20 protein-coding genes are annotated in these 17,600 nt (G+C 66.6%); 19 read left to right on the forward strand and 1 reads right to left on the reverse strand.

Annotated elements, in window-relative coordinates:
- The first annotated feature begins 180 nt into the window (after positions 1-180).
- The 14 genes from flgB (at position 181) to GVL61_RS04300 (ending at position 10,828) form a co-directional block, all read left to right on the forward strand.
- Positions 181-528, forward strand: coding sequence for a flagellar basal body rod protein FlgB (flgB, locus tag GVL61_RS04235; RefSeq protein WP_159977340.1), 348 nt, complete (start codon positions 181-183; stop codon positions 526-528).
- Between the two features lie 2 nt (positions 529-530).
- Positions 531-935 carry a flagellar basal body rod protein FlgC gene (gene flgC, locus GVL61_RS04240; protein ID WP_159977342.1) on the forward strand — a complete coding sequence of 135 codons (405 nt, stop codon included), beginning with the start codon at positions 531-533 and terminating at the stop codon, positions 933-935.
- Positions 932-1,246 carry a flagellar hook assembly protein FlgD gene (locus GVL61_RS04245; protein ID WP_159977344.1) on the forward strand — a complete coding sequence of 105 codons (315 nt, stop codon included), beginning with the start codon at positions 932-934 and terminating at the stop codon, positions 1,244-1,246. The genes flgC and GVL61_RS04245 overlap by 4 nt, the downstream gene beginning before the upstream one ends.
- Before the next feature lie 24 nt (positions 1,247-1,270).
- On the forward strand, positions 1,271-2,080 hold the full coding sequence (locus GVL61_RS04250; protein ID WP_159977346.1) for a flagellar hook-basal body complex protein: 810 nt from the start codon (positions 1,271-1,273) through the stop codon (positions 2,078-2,080).
- Positions 2,081-2,134: 54 nt separating this feature from the next.
- The gene (locus GVL61_RS04255) at positions 2,135-2,878 is read left to right on the forward strand and encodes a flagellar basal body rod protein FlgF (protein ID WP_159977348.1); all 744 of its coding nucleotides are present in this window, start codon (positions 2,135-2,137) and stop codon (positions 2,876-2,878) included.
- 45 nt (positions 2,879-2,923) lie between these two features.
- Positions 2,924-3,712: a flagellar basal-body rod protein FlgG gene (gene flgG / locus GVL61_RS04260; RefSeq protein ID WP_059152285.1), complete on the forward strand. Its 789-nt coding sequence runs from the start codon at positions 2,924-2,926 to the stop codon at positions 3,710-3,712.
- Between the two features lie 38 nt (positions 3,713-3,750).
- Positions 3,751-4,452 carry a flagellar basal body L-ring protein FlgH gene (locus GVL61_RS04265; RefSeq protein ID WP_235037524.1) on the forward strand — a complete coding sequence of 234 codons (702 nt, stop codon included), beginning with the start codon at positions 3,751-3,753 and terminating at the stop codon, positions 4,450-4,452.
- A 113-nt stretch (positions 4,453-4,565) separates the two neighbouring features.
- On the forward strand, positions 4,566-5,669 hold the full coding sequence (locus GVL61_RS04270; protein ID WP_159977875.1) for a flagellar basal body P-ring protein FlgI: 1,104 nt from the start codon (positions 4,566-4,568) through the stop codon (positions 5,667-5,669).
- A complete protein-coding gene (locus GVL61_RS04275; RefSeq protein WP_159977350.1) occupies positions 5,666-6,034 on the forward strand; it encodes a rod-binding protein in 369 nt (122 codons plus the stop codon). Before GVL61_RS04270 ends, GVL61_RS04275 begins: the two co-directional genes overlap by 4 nt.
- A gap of 149 nt (positions 6,035-6,183) precedes the next feature.
- Positions 6,184-7,524, forward strand: a complete 1,341-nt coding sequence (gene flgK / locus GVL61_RS04280; protein WP_159977352.1) for a flagellar hook-associated protein FlgK — start codon at positions 6,184-6,186, stop codon at positions 7,522-7,524.
- Positions 7,525-7,532: 8 nt separating this feature from the next.
- Entirely contained in the window at positions 7,533-8,453 is a 921-nt protein-coding gene (locus tag GVL61_RS04285; RefSeq protein ID WP_159977354.1) for a flagellar biosynthesis protein FlgL, read from the forward strand.
- A gap of 153 nt (positions 8,454-8,606) precedes the next feature.
- A complete protein-coding gene (gene motA, locus GVL61_RS04290) occupies positions 8,607-9,470 on the forward strand; it encodes a flagellar motor stator protein MotA (RefSeq protein WP_159977356.1) in 864 nt (287 codons plus the stop codon).
- Between the two features lies 1 nt (position 9,471).
- Positions 9,472-10,290: a flagellar motor protein MotB gene (locus GVL61_RS04295; RefSeq protein ID WP_159977358.1), complete on the forward strand. Its 819-nt coding sequence runs from the start codon at positions 9,472-9,474 to the stop codon at positions 10,288-10,290.
- A gap of 127 nt (positions 10,291-10,417) precedes the next feature.
- The gene (locus GVL61_RS04300) at positions 10,418-10,828 is read left to right on the forward strand and encodes a nuclear transport factor 2 family protein (RefSeq protein ID WP_159977360.1); all 411 of its coding nucleotides are present in this window, start codon (positions 10,418-10,420) and stop codon (positions 10,826-10,828) included.
- A 339-nt stretch (positions 10,829-11,167) separates the two neighbouring features.
- Here the strand turns inward: GVL61_RS04300 and GVL61_RS04305 are convergent, their stop codons facing one another.
- Positions 11,168-11,992, reverse strand: a complete 825-nt coding sequence (locus GVL61_RS04305; protein ID WP_159977362.1) for a flagellin — start codon at positions 11,990-11,992, stop codon at positions 11,168-11,170.
- 500 nt (positions 11,993-12,492) lie between these two features.
- On the opposite strand from GVL61_RS04305, the gene GVL61_RS04310 reads away from it, so the two are divergent.
- Genes GVL61_RS04310 through GVL61_RS04330 form a run of 5 tightly spaced genes read left to right on the forward strand, consistent with a single transcriptional unit; the run spans position 12,493 to position 17,530 of the window.
- The gene (locus GVL61_RS04310; protein ID WP_159977364.1) at positions 12,493-13,800 is read left to right on the forward strand and encodes a sigma-54-dependent Fis family transcriptional regulator; all 1,308 of its coding nucleotides are present in this window, start codon (positions 12,493-12,495) and stop codon (positions 13,798-13,800) included.
- Between the two features lie 5 nt (positions 13,801-13,805).
- Positions 13,806-14,174, forward strand: coding sequence for a flagellar hook-basal body complex protein FliE (fliE, locus tag GVL61_RS04315; RefSeq protein WP_159977877.1), 369 nt, complete (start codon positions 13,806-13,808; stop codon positions 14,172-14,174).
- 4 nt (positions 14,175-14,178) lie between these two features.
- Complete coding sequence (gene fliF / locus GVL61_RS04320) at positions 14,179-15,858, forward strand: flagellar basal-body MS-ring/collar protein FliF (protein WP_159977366.1); 1,680 nt, start codon at positions 14,179-14,181, stop codon at positions 15,856-15,858.
- Positions 15,859-16,869 carry a flagellar motor switch protein FliG gene (gene fliG, locus GVL61_RS04325; protein WP_159977368.1) on the forward strand — a complete coding sequence of 337 codons (1,011 nt, stop codon included), beginning with the start codon at positions 15,859-15,861 and terminating at the stop codon, positions 16,867-16,869.
- Positions 16,862-17,530 (forward strand): FliH/SctL family protein, encoded by a 669-nt coding sequence (locus GVL61_RS04330; RefSeq protein ID WP_159977370.1) that lies wholly within the window; start codon positions 16,862-16,864, stop codon positions 17,528-17,530. The genes fliG and GVL61_RS04330 overlap by 8 nt, the downstream gene beginning before the upstream one ends.
- The last annotated feature ends 70 nt before the right edge of the window (positions 17,531-17,600 follow it).

Here is a 17,600-nt window from a genome sequence, read left to right on the forward strand (position 1 = left end):
AGCTCAGCCTGAGCGGTTTTTTAAAGGGGGCTTTAAGGCCGAATTACCCTCTCAACCCCGCTCAGGCTGAGCTTGTCGAAGCCCCCACGGCAAAAACCGACCTCCCCCGAAAACCCGCATTGCAACCGATTGGCACGTCTCTTGCGAAACACCCGGCACACAGTTCGGGACACCACCCAGATGCCGCAGGATCTATTCGGAATACATGGCAAGGCGCTGGAACTGCGCTCGCAGCGCATGGGCGTGCTTGCCTCCAACATCGCCAATGCCGGAACCCCCGGATACAAGGCCCGCGACATCGACTTTACCGCCGCGATCAAGGCGGCGGACGCCGGTGCCGGTATCGACAAGGCAGCCCATTCGGCCACGCTCTACCGCGTGCCGGTGATGCCCTCGCTCGACGGAAATACGGTGGAACTGCAGAACGAGCAGCTCGCCTTCTCCGAAAACGCGGTCGGCTATTCGACCACGCTCGAATTCATCCGCTCACGGGTCGATACCGTGAAGCGGGCGTTGCGGGGAGATTGACCATGCCGGCTCCCATGAACCTCTTCGGCGTCGCCCAGCGCGGCATGTCGGCGCAGCTGGTGCGGATGAACGCGGCGGCCTCGAACCTGGCCAATGCGGGGTCCGTGTCGGGCACCGAACAGGGCGCCTACAAGCCGATCCGCGCCGTCTTTTCCGAAGACCTCGACCGCGCCAGCGGCCTCTCCACCGTCGCCGTATCGGGCGTGATGCGTGAAAAGGCCGCGGCCGTGCGCCAGCACAACCCCGACCACCCGCTGGCCGACGAGAACGGCGACGTGTGGTCCGCTCCCGTCGATGAGAACGCGGAGATGGTCGAGATGCTCGAAGCCTCGCGCCAGTACCAGAACATGGTCGAGGCCCTCTCCACTGCCAAGAACCTGATGCTCGAAACGATGAGGATGAAATGACCGTCACTTCCGTAATCAACCCCTCGTCGAGCACGGCTTCGACGAACAAGACCTCGCTCTCGTCCCTGAACCAGGGCGATTTCCTGAAGCTGATGACCACCCAGATGCAGCAGCAGGACCCCTTCGATCCGGTCGATCAGAAGGAGATGCTGGCGCAGATGGCGCAGTTCTCCTCGCTCGCCGGGACCACCGAGATGGGTGAGACGCTCAAGACCATCTCCGGCCAGCTCGACACGCTGGCGGAGGCGCAGAAATCCACCGCCGATGCGGTGGCCGCACTCGCAGCTTCCCAGACCGACAAGACCGCCTGAAACCCTTTCTTCGGAGTACCTTAGATGTCCTACTACACTTCGCTCACCGGCCTGAAGAACGCGCAGACCGAACTCAACGTCATCTCGCACAACATCGCCAATGCCGAGACGAACGGCTTCAAGAAAAGCACCACCCAATTCGCCGACATCATCTCGTCGTCGATCGTCACCGACCCTTCGCTGACCGTCGGCATCGGCTCGCGCGTCAGCGTGATCGCGCAGGACTTCAACGTCGGCGCCATCGAGCAGACCGGCAATGCACTTGACCTCGCCATCGGCGGTGAAGGCTTCTTCACCACCGTTTCGCCCAAGTCCGGCCAGACCGAATATACCCGCAACGGCGCCTTCAGCGTGGACGGCAGCGGCTTCATCAAGAACGCGCAAGGCGCCCGCCTGCAGATCTTCCCGGTCGTGGGCGGCGTTACCAATACCGCCACCCACCAGGACGCACAGGTCACCACCACGAATGCCGCCGGCTCGGCCTATGCCAGCGTGACCATCGACCAGGAAGGCATGGTCGTCGCCTCCTACGACGACGGCAGCAACGTGACGCTGGGCACCGTGGCGCTGGCCAACTTCGTCGCCCCCTCGGGTCTCAAGCAGGTCGGCGATTCGAGCTGGAAGATCACCGGCAAGTCCGGCGCGGCCAATTACGGCGCCCCCGGTTCGGGCGCATTCGGCCCGCTGAACTCCGGCTCGCTGGAGCGTTCCAACGTCGATATCGCCGAGGAGCTGGTCGATCTCATCAGCGCGCAGCGGTATTTCCAGGCCAACGCCAAGGCCATCGATACCGCCACGCAGATCTCGCAGACCGTCATCAACCTGCGCACCTGATGAACGCTCCCTCCCCGCAAGGGGAGGGAGTTAACACGCCCCAAGGACCTGCCGATGGACCGCCTGATCTACACCGCCGTTTCGGGCATGAACGCCTCGCTCAACCGCGAGCGTGTCATCGCCAGCAACATGTCGAACGCGCAGACCATTGGTTTCAAAGCGGAAATCCTGCAGGCCACGCCGACAACGCTGGAAGGCCCGCAGCTGGAAGTACGCGCGATGTCGAGCACCGAGGTCTCTGCCGCGTCGATGAAGGCGGGCGGCCTCAACCGCACGAACTACGCGCTAGACGTCGCCATGCAGGGCGATGCGATGCTGGCGGTGCAGGCCGCCGACGGGCAGGAAAGCTACACCCGGCGCGGCGATCTTTCGGTTACCGTCACCGGCGTGCTGCAGAACGGCGACGGCTTGCCGGTGATCGGCAGTTCCGGTCCGATCTCGGTTCCGCCCGGCTCCAAAGTCACGATCGGGCCGGACGGCGGCGTGCTGGTGCAGGACCCCGACACCCCCGACGCTGCCCCGCAGGTGATCGACAAACTCAAGCTGGTCAGCACCGCCGGGACCAGGATCGCCAAGGATATCGCCGGCCAGTTTCGCGTGCCGAATGGCGGAATTCTGCCGGTCGACGAGAACGCTCAGGTAATTCCCGGAGCCCTGGAGCAGTCCAACGTCAACCCTTCCGAGGTACTGGTGGAGATGATCGCGGCGCAGCGGCTTTTCGATATGCGCACCAAGCTGGTCCAGACCGCAGGGCAGCTCGACGAAGCCGGCGCGCGCCTGATGCGCATCGACGGCTGACCGGCACCTAAACGTACCTGAACGACACCTAGAAGGACATAGACCATGCCCAGTTCCGCACTTCAGGTCGCCCGCACCGGGCTTGAGGCCCAGGACACGCGCATGCGCGTGATCGCCAACAACCTCGCCAACGTATCGACCACCGCCTTCAAGCGCGACCGCGCCAACTTCGCCACGCTCGCCTATCAGGATGCGCGGGTTGCCGGCGCGCAGTCCTCGACCGAGACGGCTTATGCCACCGGCCTCAATCTGGGCACCGGCGTCGCCGTGCAGTCGACCACGCGGATGGAGACGCAGGGCACGCTGCAGACCACCGGCAATTCGTTCGACCTGGCGCTGGACGGTGACGGATATTTTCAGGTCCAGCTTCCCGGCGGCCAGCTTGGCTATACGCGCGCGGGCAATTTCAGCCGCACCGCCGAAGGCCAGCTGGTGACCTCGCAGGGCTATGCCGTGCAGCCGGGCATCACCGTGCCCGAAGGCGCGACCACGATCACCGTTTCGGACGACGGCACCGTTTCCGCGCAGCTTGCCGGGCAGTCCGAGCCGACGCAGCTTGGGCAGATCACTATCGCCAGCTTCACCAACCCGGTGGCGCTGCAATCGGCCAGTGACAACTTCATGCTGGAGACCGCCGGCAGCGGCCCCGCGCAGATCGGCATCGCCGGCGAGCAGGGGCGTGGCCACATCCGCCAGGGGATGCTGGAAGGCTCCAACGTCAACATCGTCGAGGAACTGGTCGACATGATCGAGACGCAGCGCGCCTACGAGATCAACTCGAAGATGATCTCGGCGGTCGATGAAATGCTGCGCAACGCAAACCAGACGCTGTGATGATCCTTCGACAGGCTCAGGATGGGCGGAAGCAGGAAATGCCGGAAGACAAAGGCCCGCTCATGCTGAGCTTGTCGAAGCATGCCGGCGCCGCCCTCGCCTGCCTAGCCCTCACTGCCACTCCGGTCTTCGCGAAGAAGCCGCCGCAGCCCTCGGGTTACGAAGCGAGCCTGCCCATCGCTCCCGCACCTGTGGCACCGCCGACCGGCTCGATCTTCAACGTCTCCGCCGGCTACGCGCCGCTGTATCAGGGCACGCGCGCGGCGCGGGTGGGCGATCCGCTGACGATCCTGCTGACCGAAAGCACCACCGCGTCCAAGGCGGTCAGCTCGAAGAGCGGCAAGAGCGGCAGCGCCTCGATCACGCCGCCCACCACGGGCCTGATCTCGCAGCTGCTGAAGCCCAATTCGCTGAAAGCCGGCTCGAACTCCTCGTTCAACGGACAAGGCAGCGCAGCGCAGACATCCGCGCTCGACGCCACCCTCGCGGTCACCATCGCCGAGGTGCGGGCCAACGGCACCGCGCTGGTGCGGGGCGAGAAGAAGATGCTCATCAGCCAGGGCGATGAATGGGTGCGCTTTTCCGGCATCGTGCGGCTCGCCGACATCGATCAGGAGAACCAGATCGCCTCGTCGCGCGTGGCCGATGCCCGCATCGAATATACCGGCAAGGGCGCGCTGCAGCAGGCCAGCAAGCAGGGCTGGCTGGGCCGCTTCTTCAACAAGATCTCGCCGTTCTGATGAGAGTGAACATGCCCTCGCACATCGCTTTCCCATCCTTCGACAAGCTCAGGATGAGCGGCTTCGACAAGTTCAGGATGAGCGGAGTTGAACTCATGAAGCTGTTTCCGCTCATGCTGAGCCTGTCGAAGCACCTCGCACGTGCGGCGCTCGCCCTCACCCTTGTCGCCGCCCCCGCCCATGCCGAGCGCGTGCGCGATCTCGGCCAGTTTCAGGGCGTGCGCACCAACCAGCTCACCGGCTACGGCGTCGTCGTCGGCCTGCCGGGCACCGGGGACGACAATCTCGAATACCTGACGCAGGCGATGAAGGGCGTGTCGGGCCGCATGGGCCTGACCCTGCCGCCGGGCATCGCGCCCGGCCTCAAGAACGCCGCCGCCGTGATGATCACCGCCGACCTGCCCGCTTTCGCCAAGCCGGGGCAGCGCATCGACGTGACCGTCTCCACCATTGGCAAGGCCAAGTCCCTGCGCGGCGGCGCGCTGATCCTTACCGCGCTCTACGGCGCCGACGGGCAGGTCTATGCCATGGCGCAGGGCAACCTTGCCGTAGGCGGTCTCGACGCCTCGGGCCGCGATGGCTCCAAGGTCACCGTCAACATCCCCACCGTGGGCCGCATCGCCGAAGGAGCCAGCGTGGAACGCGCCGTCGCCACCGGCTTCGACAGCGGCGAGATGCTGCGCTGGAACCTGTTCGAGGCCGATTTCCTCACCGCCGCGCGCGTGCGCGACGCGATCAACACGCGCCTGCCGAACACCGCCTCGGTAGAGGACGGCGTTACCCTGGCCCTGCGCCTGCCGGGCAATCCCGACAGCCGCGCCAGCGTGATGGCCGCGATCGAGATGATCGACGTGAACCCCGCCGAAACCGCCGCGCGGGTGATCGTCAACAGCCGCACCGGCACCGTGGTCATCAACTCCGCGGTGCGCCTGTCCCCCGCCGCGATCAGCCACGGCAAGCTGACCGTGCGCGTCGAGGAGAACCAGCAGGTCGTCCAGCCCGCCCCGTTCAGCAAGGGCCGCACGGCGACCGAGCAGCATTCGAACGTCTCGGTCGAGGAGGAGAACCGCTCGGTCGCGCTGTTCAGGGGCGGCGCTTCGCTGTCCAAGGTGGTCGATGCGCTCAACATGCTGGGCGTCACCCCGTCCGACCTCGTGGCGATCCTGGAAGCGTTGAAGCAGGCCGGCGCCCTCAAGGCGGAAATGGTCATCATATGAGCACGATCCTCCCCTCCGTCCTCGGCATGGCGACCAGGGCGGACGCCACCGACCGCGAAAAGCTGCACACCGTCGCCAAGCAGTTCGAGGCCGTGTTCGTACGCGAGATGCTGAGCGCCGCGCGCAAGACCAGCTTCGGCGGAGATGGCGGCGCTGGCGACATTTCCGGCGGGCAAGGGCTGGAAACCTTCCGCCAATTGCAGGACGAACATGTCGCCGACACCACCGTGCAGTCGGGCGTGCTGGGCCTCGCGAAGATACTGGAGGAGCAGATGGCGAAGTTCGTCGGCGGTCCTTCGACAGGCGCAAGACGAGCGGATGGTGCGGGAAGTGGCTCGGCCACGACCAAACCGGACGGTGGCTGACACCAACCTTTGCTCCTCCCACCCCGCCAACCCTGAAAATCCGCGCTGCACTGCCGTTCTAGTATTCGGGGCAAGCGCCCCTCCCAAGAACCCCGCTCAGGCTGAGCTTGTCGAAGCCCGGGCCGCGCAAACGGAAACCAGGTAGCATAATGGCCTCCGACCTTCTCTCGATCGCGCGTTCGGGCGCCCGCGTTGCCCGCACCGCGCTGGACGTGACGGCGAACAACATCGCCAATGCCAAGACCGACGGCTACGTGCGCCGCAGCGTCTCGGTGGCCGAGGTCGTCGGCGGAACGCTCAATGCCACCCCCACCGGCATCAACCTTGCCGGCGCCCGGATCACCGGGATCGTTCGCAACGCCGACGTGTTCCGCCAGTCCGAGGTACGCCGCACCGGCTCCGACGCCGCGCGCGCCTCGGCCGAAGTGGCGGGGCTGGAAAGCGTGCAGACCGCGATCGAACAGACCGGCGTCTACGATTCGGTGGTCGCTTTCGAGGGCAGCCTCAAGCAGCTGGTATCCGATCCCACCGACGGTTCCCTGCGCGCGCAGGTGATCGAGGACGGGCGCACCATGGCGCAGACCTTCAACACCGCCGCGCAGAACCTGGATGCGGCAGGCAAGGGCCTGCGCTTCGAGGCGCGAGACGGCGTCGACACGGTCAACCGCCTCGCCGGAGAAATCGCCAAAGTGAACCTGCGCCTGATGCGCAGCGGCGGCGATGCATCGGGCGACCAGTCCACCCTGCTCGACCAGCGCGACGCCCTGCTCCAGCAGCTCAGCGATCATGCCGATATCACCACCACCATCAATGCCGACAAGTCCGTCTCGGTCACGCTGGGCGGGCCGACCGGCACCTCGCTGGTATCGGGCGCGGCGGCAAAGACTCTGTCGATGGCCAGCGCGGCGAACGGCACGGTGTCGTTCTCGGTGAACAGCCAGGCGGTGACGCTCAGCTCCGGCGCAATCGCGGGCAAGGCGCAGGCGCTGGTGGAACTGGCGGGCGCGCGCACGCAGCTCGATACCATCGCGGGCGGCATCGTCAGCGCCATCAACACTGCGCAAACGGGCGGCGTGGACCTTCAGGGCAGCCCCGGCCAGGCGCTGTTCTCCGGCACCGGCGCGGCGGACATCGCCATGGTCGCCAGCAAGGGCACCGCCATCGCCACCGCCCCTGCGGGCGCGGCGGCAGGCAGCCGCGACATGACCAACCTTACAGCGATGCGCAGCGCGCTCGAAACGGCGGACCCTTCGGGCGCGGTCGATACGCTGCTGTTCGGCGTCTCCAGCGCCGTTGCCGGGCGCACGATCACCCGCGATGCCCTCGCCGCGATCTCGGGCAGCGCGCAGTCCGCGCTGTCTGCTCAGGCCGGCGTGAACCTCGATGACGAAGCCGTGAACCTCGTCCGTTTCCAGCAGGCCTATCAGGCTTCGGCGCGGGTGATGCAGGTCGCGAGCGACATCTTCGATTCCATCCTCTCGATCAGGTAAGGCCCGCCATGACCACCATTTCCACCTCGACCGGCGCCTTCTTCGACAAGTCGCGGACCGATATGAAGTCGCTGCGCGGACAGGCGGAATCGCTGCAGACCCAGCTCAGCACCACCCAGAAGCTGAGCCGCTCTTCCGACAACCCGGTCGCCGCCTCGCGCCTGCGCGCGCTGTCGCGGCAGGAGACGCTGTCGCAGATCGACACCGCCAACGCGAACCGCGCAAATGCCGACCTGACGCTGGCCGACGGCGCCATGTCCGACATCGCCGACACCATCATCCGCGCGCAGGAACTGGCGACCCAGGCCGCCTCCTCCACCCTGACTGCCGAACAGCGCAAAGCCGTGGCAACCGAACTGGATCAGGTTCACGCCACCCTGTTCGGCCTTGCCAACACCCGCGATTCGAACGGCCACGCGCTGTTCGGCGGTGAAAGCACGGGCGATGCCTACAAACTCGATGCCTCGGGCAACGCTGCCTATGTCGGCACCGCCAGCAGCGAAGACCTGCCGCTGGGCGAAGGGCAAAGCGTCACCCGCTCTATTACCGGCCCGCAGTTCCTGACCTTTACCGACAAGAACGGCAACCAGACCGACGTCATGGCCACCGTCAAGGCGCTGTCCGATGCGCTCAAGACCGGGGTGACACCGACCGTCGGCGCGAACGACGCCCTCGCCAATCTCCAGACCGGCCTCGACACCCTGAGCACCGGGCAGACCGTGGTCGGCACCCGGCTGGCCTGGATCGAACTGACCGGCGACCGCCGCATCGACCGGGGCGAACTGCGCTCCGCCGAGCAGACGGACCTGGGCGCCACCGACATCGCCTCCACCATGGCGCGGCTTCAGGAAACCCTGACGGTGCTGGAAGCCAGCCAGGCCGGGTTCGCCAAGCTCTCCAGCCTGAGCCTGTTCAACCAGCTACGCTGATTTCGGCGCTTCTACGCAGCTTTGCGTAGGCTCGGCGACAAGCGGAAATAACCAACTGTCGGCTAACCTGCGCGCATCGCAAGGGTTCGCAAACCCTTATGGCGCCCCGTTTCTGCGGGTGCCGGGCTTTTCGACACGAAGGACCAGAAACCCATGTTCGCAATCATCGGCGTCGTCATCCTGCTGGTGATGGTTTTCGGCGGCTTCGCGATTACCGGCGGCGCGCTTGGCCCGGTGATGGAGGCGATCCCGCACGAGATGCTCATCATCGGCGGCGCCGCGATCGGGGCGATCGTCACCGGCAACTCGATGCACGAGCTCAAGGGCCTCGGCAGCGGCATGATGAAGGTCTTCAAAGGCCCAAAGCACAACAAGCAGGATCACATCGACGTCATCATCCTGACCACGCGGCTGATGAAGCTGCTGCGCTCCGAAGGTCCGGTGGCGCTGGAAAGCCATGTCGCCGATCCCAAAACCTCCGCCATCTTCGCCGAATTCCCGCGCCTGCTCGGCAACGAGCCGCTGGTCCACCTCATCGCCGACACCCTGACTCTGATCGTCGTCTCCTCCGGCACGCTGGAGGTCCACGCGGTGGAGGACGTGATGGACAATGCGATGAAAACCCATTTCCACGAAGCCCACGAAGCGCAGCATGCCCTGCAGGGGCTGGCCGACGCCCTGCCCGCGCTGGGGATCGTCGCCGCCGTGCTGGGCGTGGTGAAGACGATGGGTTCGATCGACAAGCCGCCCTCGATCCTGGGCGGGATGATCGGCTCGGCGCTGGTCGGCACGTTCATGGGCGTGATGCTGGCCTACGGCATGGTCGCGCCGATGGCCGGCCGCCTCAAGCAGGTGCTGGAGGCGGACGAACAGATCTTCCACGCGGTGAAGCAGGTCATCATCGCAAGCCTGCACGGCTGGCCGCAGCCGCTGGTGGTGGAATCGGCGCGTTCCGGCCTTGGCCACGCCTTCCGCCCCAGCCTGTCCGACCTGCTCGACGCGATGCGCGGCAAGTAAGATGGCCAAGAGCGACGAACCCGTCCGCCCGATCATCGTCAAGAAGATCACCATCGTCGCCGGCGGCCACCACGGCGGCGCATGGAAAGTCGCCTACGCGGACTTCGTGACCGCGATGATGGCCTTCTTCCTGCTGCTGTGGATCCTGGGCGCCACCACCGAAAAACAGCGCAAGGGCATCGCCGACTATTTCTCGCCCACGCTGGTCAAAAACCGCAAGTCCGGCACGGGATCGGGCACCGGCCTGCTGGGCGGCACTTCGCTGACCGCGCAGGACAAGCTGCCCCACCCCGGCGGCAGCGGCAACAAGGCCATCACCATCCCGCGCGACGCCACCGGCGGACCGAAGGAAGGCGCCAAGCGCACCCAGCTCGCTCGCCAGCAGGTGGAAAAGAAGCTCCAGTCCACTGACCGCCTGCGCAAGCTGGCAAAGCAGGTGCGGCTGGTCGACACCACCGAAGGCGTGCGCATCGACCTTGTCGACGATGCGAACTTCTCGATGTTCCGCCTCGGCACCACGGTACTGACGCCCGAGGCATCAGACCTGCTGGCAGCGCTGGGCGAAGCGCTCGGCCCCGACGGTGGCGGCGTGACCGTTCGCGGCCATACCGACGCGCTGCCCTTCGTGCCCGGCACCGTGGGCAACAACTGGTCGCTTTCAGCCGGGCGCGCCGAGGCGACCCGCCAGGCCCTCCTGCGCGACGGCATCAAGGAAGACCGCTTCCGCCGCATCGAGGGCGTGGCCGATCGGGAACTGCTGATCCCGGCCGACCCGCACGATCCGCGCAATCGGCGGATTTCGATCACGCTGCTGAACTGAGCAGTCGCCCTGCCCTCATGCAAACCGGGGCACCAAGTGTCGCATCGCACCCACGATCCGCCCCTCCTTGCACACCACCTGACCAGCCCGCACTTTCCGCCGCAAACATACGAAGGGAGAGCGCGCAATGCCATTTACCGGCCCGACCGAGGACCGCCTCGCTATCCGCGAACTCTACGGCACTTACGCCGACGCCAGCTGGCGCGGAGACCGCGACTTGTGGCTTACCACGTTCACACCGGATGGACGCTGGACCAGCCACCTGTTCGATGCCGCCGGTCACAAGGCCCTGACCGAAACCTGGGACGGATTGTGGAAGGACTGGACCTCCGTCGCGTTCCTCGGCGAGATCGGGTCAATGGAGATCACCGGCGATACCGCCGCCGTCCGCAGCTACGCCCGTGAAGTGGTGCAGATGAAGGACGGCATGATCTTCAAGCTCTGCGGCCATTACGAGGATGCGCTGGTCCGCATCGGGGCTGAGTGGAAATTCGCCCGGCGCGATTATACGCAGACTATCGGCGAATTCCCGGGCTGAAGAAAAACGTCGCCCCGGATCGTCAAGCCCGCGAATGCCAATCCCGCTTCAGTACGATGCTGCATCATCCGCGCGGCCAGATGGCCAGTCACGCCGATGGACAGAACGCTGTGCCGTTTATTGGTGAGAATGTAAGTCCAGCCGCCATGCTGACAGGCTAGCTTATGCAGAGGGCGGTCCCAGACTTCACTGGGATGACGACGGGATTTTAACGGCTGCCCTGAACCAACCGAAACGCCCGGCGGTCTGAGAACAGACCGCCGGGCTGGGCCCTCCGGGGGACGGGAGCCAAGTCGGCATGCCGCGCTTCGGCATACCGGTGTCGGCGTCGCTCTGCGCTTAGCGCAGCAGCGACAGGACGTTCTGCTGGCTCTGGTTGGCCTGGGCGAGCATGGCGGTGGAGGCCTGGCTCAGGATCTGGGCCTTGGCCATCGCAGTCGTTTCGGCCGAGTAATCGGCGTCTTCGATGCGGCTCTTGGCGTCGGACAGGTTGGTGACGGTGTTGGTGAGGTTGTTGATCGCCGATTCCAGGCGGTTCTGGCCGGCACCCAGCGAAGCGCGGGTGGCGTTCACGTCCTTGAGCGCGGAGTCGACGTTCGAAAGCGTGGTGGTGGCCAGCGCCGAAGTCGTCACGTCGAGCGAGGAGGCGGTCAGGTTGGCACCGTTGATAGCCTTGGCGGTCAGCGTGACCTTCTCGCCCGAGTTCGAGCCGGTCTGGATGTCGAAGGTCAGGTCGGTGCCCGAAGTGGTCGAGATCAGCGTGTTGCCGTTGAACTTCACCTGCGTGAACGAGTCGCTGATCTGCGAGGTCAGCGCCGTGACTTCCTGCTGCATCGCCGCACGGTCAGACGACTGGTAGGTGCCCGAGGCCGACTGGATCGCCAGTTCACGCACGCGCTGGAGCATGTTGCTGACTTCCGACAGCGTGCCTTCTGCGGTCTGCGCCAGCGAGATGCCGTCGTTGGCATTGCGGATGCCCTGGCTCATGCCGCGGATCTGCGAGGTCATCGAAGTGGAAATGGCGAGGCCGGCGGCATCGTCCTTGGCCGAGTTGATGCGCTTTCCGGTCGACAGGCGTTCCATCGCGGTGCCGAGCATCTTGTTGGCGGAGTTCGAAGCGTTGGACGCGCGAATGGCGCTGATGTTCGTATTGATGACAGACATGATGAGGTTCCCGTTGAGTGTCCCGATAATCCCGGCCCATCAGTCATGGGCTTTTCGGAGCAACCGGCCGGCCCATCCAGCCCGCTGCCAGCCACTAGACCGGCAAGCCCGCGCGAACTTTAAGCCCCGCTGTGAAATCGTTTGAAACGCGATTCTTTCCAGAGCGAGGCGGCGGCGGGCGAATCCTTCCCGTTTTACGATTCTCCCGCGCGACAATCGCGCGCGCGTGAAGATTATTCCTCCGCCGCGCCGCTGCGCCGGCCGGATGCGATCCAGCCTGACATCCACCGTGAAACGCGCGATTTTCAGGGATTCCAGCCGAAACCGCGCCTCCCAAAGCCCGGCAAGGCGAGGCTCGCAGCCGGTCGAATGCCCTGCAGGAACCTGCCGCCAAACGGCAGATTACGGACATCTACGCGGCCTTAAATTACCGCTCTTTTTGCCGTTAACCACCCATAAGCGGCTTCAGGGAACTGGTTAATTCCAAGGGAATCCGCGATATGGCCGCTCTGGAAATCAATAACGAAACGGCTCGCCTCCACGGCCCGCTGCTCCAGCGCGCCGGGGCGATTGCCGCCTCTCTTTTTAACGGCGATGCAATCGATTTCCGCGATTTTGCAGACCGCACTCCGCTGCGCCCCCGCACCCGCTGCGTGCGGCTGTCGCGCGGGCCGGTCTGCGCGCTTGCCCGCGAAGGCGCCAGCCTGACCTCGATGACCTACCCCGACCCGGTCAGCGAAACCGCGCTGGCCATGCTGCTGGCCGCCTCCGCCGGCCCCGAAGACCCCATCGCCGCCGACCCGGAGAGCCTGTCGGTCTTCGCGCTGGCAGAGCGCCTTGCCGTCAGCGACATCCCCGTACTCATCAACGGCCCGACCGGCACCGGCAAGGAAGTGCTCAGCCGCTTCATCCACACCCGTTCGAACCGCCGCGACCAGCCGTTCATCGCCGTCAACTGCGCTGCCATGCCCGAAACGATGCTGGAGGCCATGCTGTTCGGCCACCAGAAGGGCGCCTTCACCGGCGCGACGGCGGCCAGCGAGGGCTTCATGCGCGCGGCGGACGGCGGCACCCTGCTGCTGGACGAGATCGCCGAACTGCCGCTGGTCCTGCAGGCCAAGCTGCTGCGTGCGCTGCAGGAGCAGGAAGTGGTGCCGATCGGTTCGACCCGCGCGATCAAGGTGGACGTGCGCGTGATCGCCTGCGCCAACCGCGACTTGCCCACCGAAGTGGCGCAGGGCCGTTTCCGAGCCGACCTTTTCTACCGCCTCAACGTGTTCCCGCTGGAACTGCGCCCCTTGCGTGAGCGCCCGGACGACATCGCCCCGCTCGCCTTCGCGATGGCCCTGCGCCACCGCGGCGCGATGGGCACCGGCACCGAAGCCGTGCCCTGCTTCACCGAGGGCGCGCTGGCCATGCTGCGGCTGCATTCCTGGCCGGGCAACGTGCGCGAACTGGAGAACGTGGTGCGCCGCGCGATGCTGCTCGCCCACGGCAGCGCCCGGATCGCGCCCGAGCACATCGTCTTCGACAGCCCGGCGCGCCTTGTCGCGGTGCCTGCGATCGGCGGCCTCGAACTGCCCTTCGCCCCGCCCGCCGACGCACATGGCGACGACCGCAAGCTGTCGAGCATCGTCCAGCACTCCGAGGCCCGCGCCATCGTGGAAACGCTGGAAGCCTGCGGCGGCAACCGCCTGCGCGCGGCCCGCGAACTCGGTATCTCGGAGCGCACCCTGCGCTACCGCCTCGCCTCGATGCGGGAGGCCGGTATCGAAATCGGCCGTGCCGTGATGGGAGGCGGCCGGTGAGCAGCATTCCCTCGATCAGCGGCATGGGCGGCGCGGGCGGCGTCCAGCAGATCCTGCAACTGCGCCAGCAGATCATCTCGCGCAACGACCTGCTGCGCGAGATCCACACCGCGCAGGCCACCGCCCAGACCCAGGGCGCCGGGCAAGCCCCCGCCGGCGGTTTCAGCGCCTCGCTCCAGACCGCGCTGGACGGCGTCAGTTCGGTGCAGAGCCGTTCGGAGGCACTCTCCGTCGCCTACGAAAAGGGCGAGGTCACCGATGTCGCCAAGGTCATGCTGGCCCGCCAGGAAGCCGGCGTCGCCTTCGAAGCCACCCTGCAGGTGCGCAACAAGCTGCTGTCCGCCTACCAGGACATCATGCGGATGGGAGTCTGACTAGATGGCCGATCTCGTTCCCGTATCCGGTTCGTCCTCGACGTTTGGCGGTTTTGGTGATGCTTCGGGCGGCAGTGTGCTGACCCGGCTTTCGTCCATCGCCCAGCAGCCTGCGGTGAAGAAGATGATGCCGGTGTTCATCGGCCTTTCCGCCATCGGCGGCGCGGCGCTGACCTGGAGCATGATGGCGCCTTCGCCCCAGCGCGTGCTCTATGCCCAGCTCGGCGACAGCGAGCGCGCCGGCGTGGCGGAAGCGCTCGACGCGGCGCAGATCAAGTACGCCATCGACAACCAGACCGGCGCGCTCACCGTGGCCGAGGGCGATTTCTACAAGGCGCGGATGCTGGTGGCGTCCGACGGCGCGCTGGCCACGCCCGAGACCGGCGACCAGATGCTCGACAAGCTGCCGATGGGCGCCAGCCGGACGCTGGAAGGCGAACGCATGCGTTCTGCCCGCGAACACGACCTGCAACTGACCATCGGCCAGATCGACGGCGTGGATTCTGTGCGCGTCCACCTTGCGGAGGGCGAAAAGTCCGTCTTCGTGCGCGATAATCTGGCGCCGACCGCCTCGGTCATGGTGCGCCTGAAATCCGGCCGCCAGCTCAGCGAGGGGCAGGTCACCGCGATCCTCAATCTCGTCGCCGCATCGGTGCCGGGCCTCTCTCCCGATGCGGTGCGCGTGGTCGACCAGCATGGCCGCCTGCTGTCCGAAGGCCAAGGCGCCGACAGTGACCGCCTCGACATGCAGTCGCGCCTGGAAACCAAGCTGCGCGAACAGGTTGCGCAGCTTCTCACCCCGATGCTGGGGGACGGCAACTTCACCACCGAAACGCAGGTCCAGCTAGACATGGATCAGGTGACCGCCGCGCGCGAAAGCTACGACAAGGACGGCGTGGTCCGCTCCGAACAGCTGCAGCAGTCGCAGACTTCCGGCCCCGGACAGGCGGGCGGCGTCCCCGGCGTACTATCGAACACCCCGCCGCCCGCGACGCAGGCCGTCCCCGGCGCGCCGCAGGGTACGGCGCCTGCAAACCCTGCTGCCCCCGCCCCGACCAACGGGGAAAGCTCGACCAGCAAGACCTATGAACTGGGCCGTCAGGTGTCCGTCTCCGAAACCGGCCCCGGCGGGATCAAGCGCCTGACCGTGGCGGTCGCGATCAGCGCCGATGCCATGAAGGGCGCCAAGGCCAAGGATCTGGCCGACCTCGAAGCGCTGGTCAGCGCGGCGGTCGGCGCCAATCCGCAGCGCGGCGACGTGGTCAAGATCGTCACCCGCAGTTTCGAGCCGGTCGCGGTGGAGACCACCCCGTTCTACGAAACGCCGTGGTTCGCCATGGTCGTGCGCAACGGCGCGGCGGTGCTCGCGGTGCTGCTGGTCCTGCTGCTGGGCGTGCGCCCGATGATAAACGCCATGCGCGGCGACAAGCCCGCCAAGGCGAAGAAGGGCAAGAAGGGCGCCGCTGCCGAGGCGGACGACGGCAGCGATGCCGCCCCCGCCCAGCGCGCCCTGCCGATGGCTTCGCCAGAGGGCGTGGCCGTGGAAGTCAGCCGCGCCGAACTGCTCTCGCGCCAGCTTGGGCTGGCCCAGCGCATTGTCGCCGAAAAGCCGGAAAGCGCGGTCCATGTCCTGCGCCAGATGCTTGCCGAACCCGCCCCCGAAGCCCCTTCCAAGGCCGCGTAAATGACTGAAATGGCTCCCCTGCAGGCCGCCGACAGCGCGGCGGTGATGATGATGCTGCTGGCCGAGGACCAGACCGCCGAACTTCTCAGCGCCCTCGACCCGCGCGAACTGCGCCTGCTGGGCGAAAAGATGGTCGCGCTGGGCGAGATCGGCCCCGATGTGATCGCCCAGGCCATCGCCGGTTTCGTCGCCAAGACCGAGCGCATGGGCCTAGTTGCCCATGACCGCGTCGGCCAGGTCCACGCGATGATGAGCCGCGCCGTGGGCGAGGTAAAGGCCGACAACGTGATGCGCCGCATTGCGCCCGCCGCCCCGCAAACCTCGCCGCTGGAACTGGCGCGCTGGCTGACCCCGGACGCGCTGGTCCCGCTGGTCAAGGGCGAGCATCCGCAGGCCATCGCCGTGCTTTTGATCCAGCTCGACCCCGAGGTTGCCGCAGCCGTGCTCCACGCCCTGCCGCCGGCTGTCCAGCCCGAGATCGTCCACCGCATCGCCACGCTCGGCCCGGTCGCCCCGCAGGCGATCGAGATGCTGGAAGATCTGCTCTCGCGCCGGATCACCGAAAGCCACGGCCAGCGCCCCCTGCAGATGGGCGGCGCGCGCGAGGCCGCCGAAATCATCAACGGCATCGGCAAAGTCGCCGAGAAACACGTCATGGGCGCGCTCGCCAAGCGCGACAAAGTGCTGGCGCGCCAGATCGAGGAGGAGATGTTCAAGTTCGAACACCTCTTCGTCCTCGATGCGCAGGCGATGGGTGCCCTGCTGCGCGATGTCCCCAACGAGACCCTGATCGACGCCCTCAAGGGCATCGCCGAAGACGAGCGCGAAGTGTTCTTCAAGGCCATGTCCAGCCGCGCCGCCGACGGCGTGCGCGATGAGATCGCCGCGCGCGGACGGGTGAAGCTGGCCGATGTGGTCGCGGCGCAGAAGGACGTCGTCGCGGTGGCCCGCAAGCTGGCCGCCGACGGCACGATCGTGTTCGGTTCGGGCGGAGACGACGACTATGTCTGACCTTGGTTTCTCGCTGGCCCAGCCGGGTCTGGCGCCGCCGACGGCGCCGCTGGTCGGCAGCCCGCGTCCGCGCGTCTCGCTGGTCGAGGCGCTGGGCCAGTCGACGGGGTTCCGCCCCGATGCGCGCTTCGGGGGGATGTTTGGCATGACCTTGCATGAACGCAGCGGCTCGGTGGTGCAGCCCGATGCGCCCGATCTGGTGGCAGAAGCCTATGCCCGCGGTTTCGCCGATGGCCACGCGCAGGCGAGCGAGGCGGCAGAGGCCCACGCCATCGCCATGGCCGCCGCGCACGAGGCCTTGGCGCTAGCCTTCACCCGCCTCGACGCCAGCCTCGAGGAAGACCTGCGCCTGCGCCTGCGCGATACCGTCGCGGCGCTGTGCGAGGCGGCGCTGGCCCCCCTCGCCATCGACGAGGCGGCGCTGATCCAGCGCATCACCCGCGCAGTATCGATGCTGGCCCGCGCCGACGACGAGCGCGTGGTCAGGCTGCATCCCGCCGACATCGCCCTGATTTCGGAGCGGATGAGCGCCGAATGGCAGGTCGTGCCCGATGCCTCGCTGGAACGCGGCACCGTGCGCGTCGAAGGCAGTGCAGGCGGGGTGGAAGACGGCCCCGCAAGCTGGCGCATGGCGATCGCCGAAGCGCTGCACGAGGGTTGATCCGCCTTTTGCGAGGGGGCTTCGACAAGCTCAGCCTGAGCGGGGTTGAGATTTTTACGCCGCCTCCGCT

The organism is Novosphingobium sp. 18050, from assembly GCF_902706195.1.
GTDB lineage: Bacteria > Pseudomonadota > Alphaproteobacteria > Sphingomonadales > Sphingomonadaceae > Novosphingobium.

What these genes read in the sequence shown, in the direction of transcription:
- flgB (WP_159977340.1), top strand. Translation starts at nt 181, where the DNA reads ATGCCGCAGGATCTATTCGGAATACATGGCAAGGCGCTGGAACTGCGC.
- flgC (WP_159977342.1), top strand. Translation starts at nt 531, where the DNA reads ATGCCGGCTCCCATGAACCTCTTCGGCGTCGCCCAGCGCGGCATGTCG.
- GVL61_RS04245 (WP_159977344.1), top strand. Translation starts at nt 932, where the DNA reads ATGACCGTCACTTCCGTAATCAACCCCTCGTCGAGCACGGCTTCGACG.
- GVL61_RS04250 (WP_159977346.1), top strand. Translation starts at nt 1,271, where the DNA reads ATGTCCTACTACACTTCGCTCACCGGCCTGAAGAACGCGCAGACCGAA.
- GVL61_RS04255 (WP_159977348.1), top strand. Translation starts at nt 2,135, where the DNA reads ATGGACCGCCTGATCTACACCGCCGTTTCGGGCATGAACGCCTCGCTC.
- flgG (WP_059152285.1), top strand. Translation starts at nt 2,924, where the DNA reads ATGCCCAGTTCCGCACTTCAGGTCGCCCGCACCGGGCTTGAGGCCCAG.
- GVL61_RS04265 (WP_235037524.1), top strand. Translation starts at nt 3,751, where the DNA reads ATGCCGGAAGACAAAGGCCCGCTCATGCTGAGCTTGTCGAAGCATGCC.
- GVL61_RS04270 (WP_159977875.1), top strand. Translation starts at nt 4,566, where the DNA reads ATGCTGAGCCTGTCGAAGCACCTCGCACGTGCGGCGCTCGCCCTCACC.
- GVL61_RS04275 (WP_159977350.1), top strand. Translation starts at nt 5,666, where the DNA reads ATGAGCACGATCCTCCCCTCCGTCCTCGGCATGGCGACCAGGGCGGAC.
- flgK (WP_159977352.1), top strand. Translation starts at nt 6,184, where the DNA reads ATGGCCTCCGACCTTCTCTCGATCGCGCGTTCGGGCGCCCGCGTTGCC.
- GVL61_RS04285 (WP_159977354.1), top strand. Translation starts at nt 7,533, where the DNA reads ATGACCACCATTTCCACCTCGACCGGCGCCTTCTTCGACAAGTCGCGG.
- motA (WP_159977356.1), top strand. Translation starts at nt 8,607, where the DNA reads ATGTTCGCAATCATCGGCGTCGTCATCCTGCTGGTGATGGTTTTCGGC.
- GVL61_RS04295 (WP_159977358.1), top strand. Translation starts at nt 9,472, where the DNA reads ATGGCCAAGAGCGACGAACCCGTCCGCCCGATCATCGTCAAGAAGATC.
- GVL61_RS04300 (WP_159977360.1), top strand. Translation starts at nt 10,418, where the DNA reads ATGCCATTTACCGGCCCGACCGAGGACCGCCTCGCTATCCGCGAACTC.
- GVL61_RS04305 (WP_159977362.1), bottom strand. Translation starts at nt 11,992, where the DNA reads ATGTCTGTCATCAATACGAACATCAGCGCCATTCGCGCGTCCAACGCT.
- GVL61_RS04310 (WP_159977364.1), top strand. Translation starts at nt 12,493, where the DNA reads ATGGCCGCTCTGGAAATCAATAACGAAACGGCTCGCCTCCACGGCCCG.
- fliF (WP_159977366.1), top strand. Translation starts at nt 14,179, where the DNA reads ATGGCCGATCTCGTTCCCGTATCCGGTTCGTCCTCGACGTTTGGCGGT.
- fliG (WP_159977368.1), top strand. Translation starts at nt 15,859, where the DNA reads ATGACTGAAATGGCTCCCCTGCAGGCCGCCGACAGCGCGGCGGTGATG.
- GVL61_RS04330 (WP_159977370.1), top strand. Translation starts at nt 16,862, where the DNA reads ATGTCTGACCTTGGTTTCTCGCTGGCCCAGCCGGGTCTGGCGCCGCCG.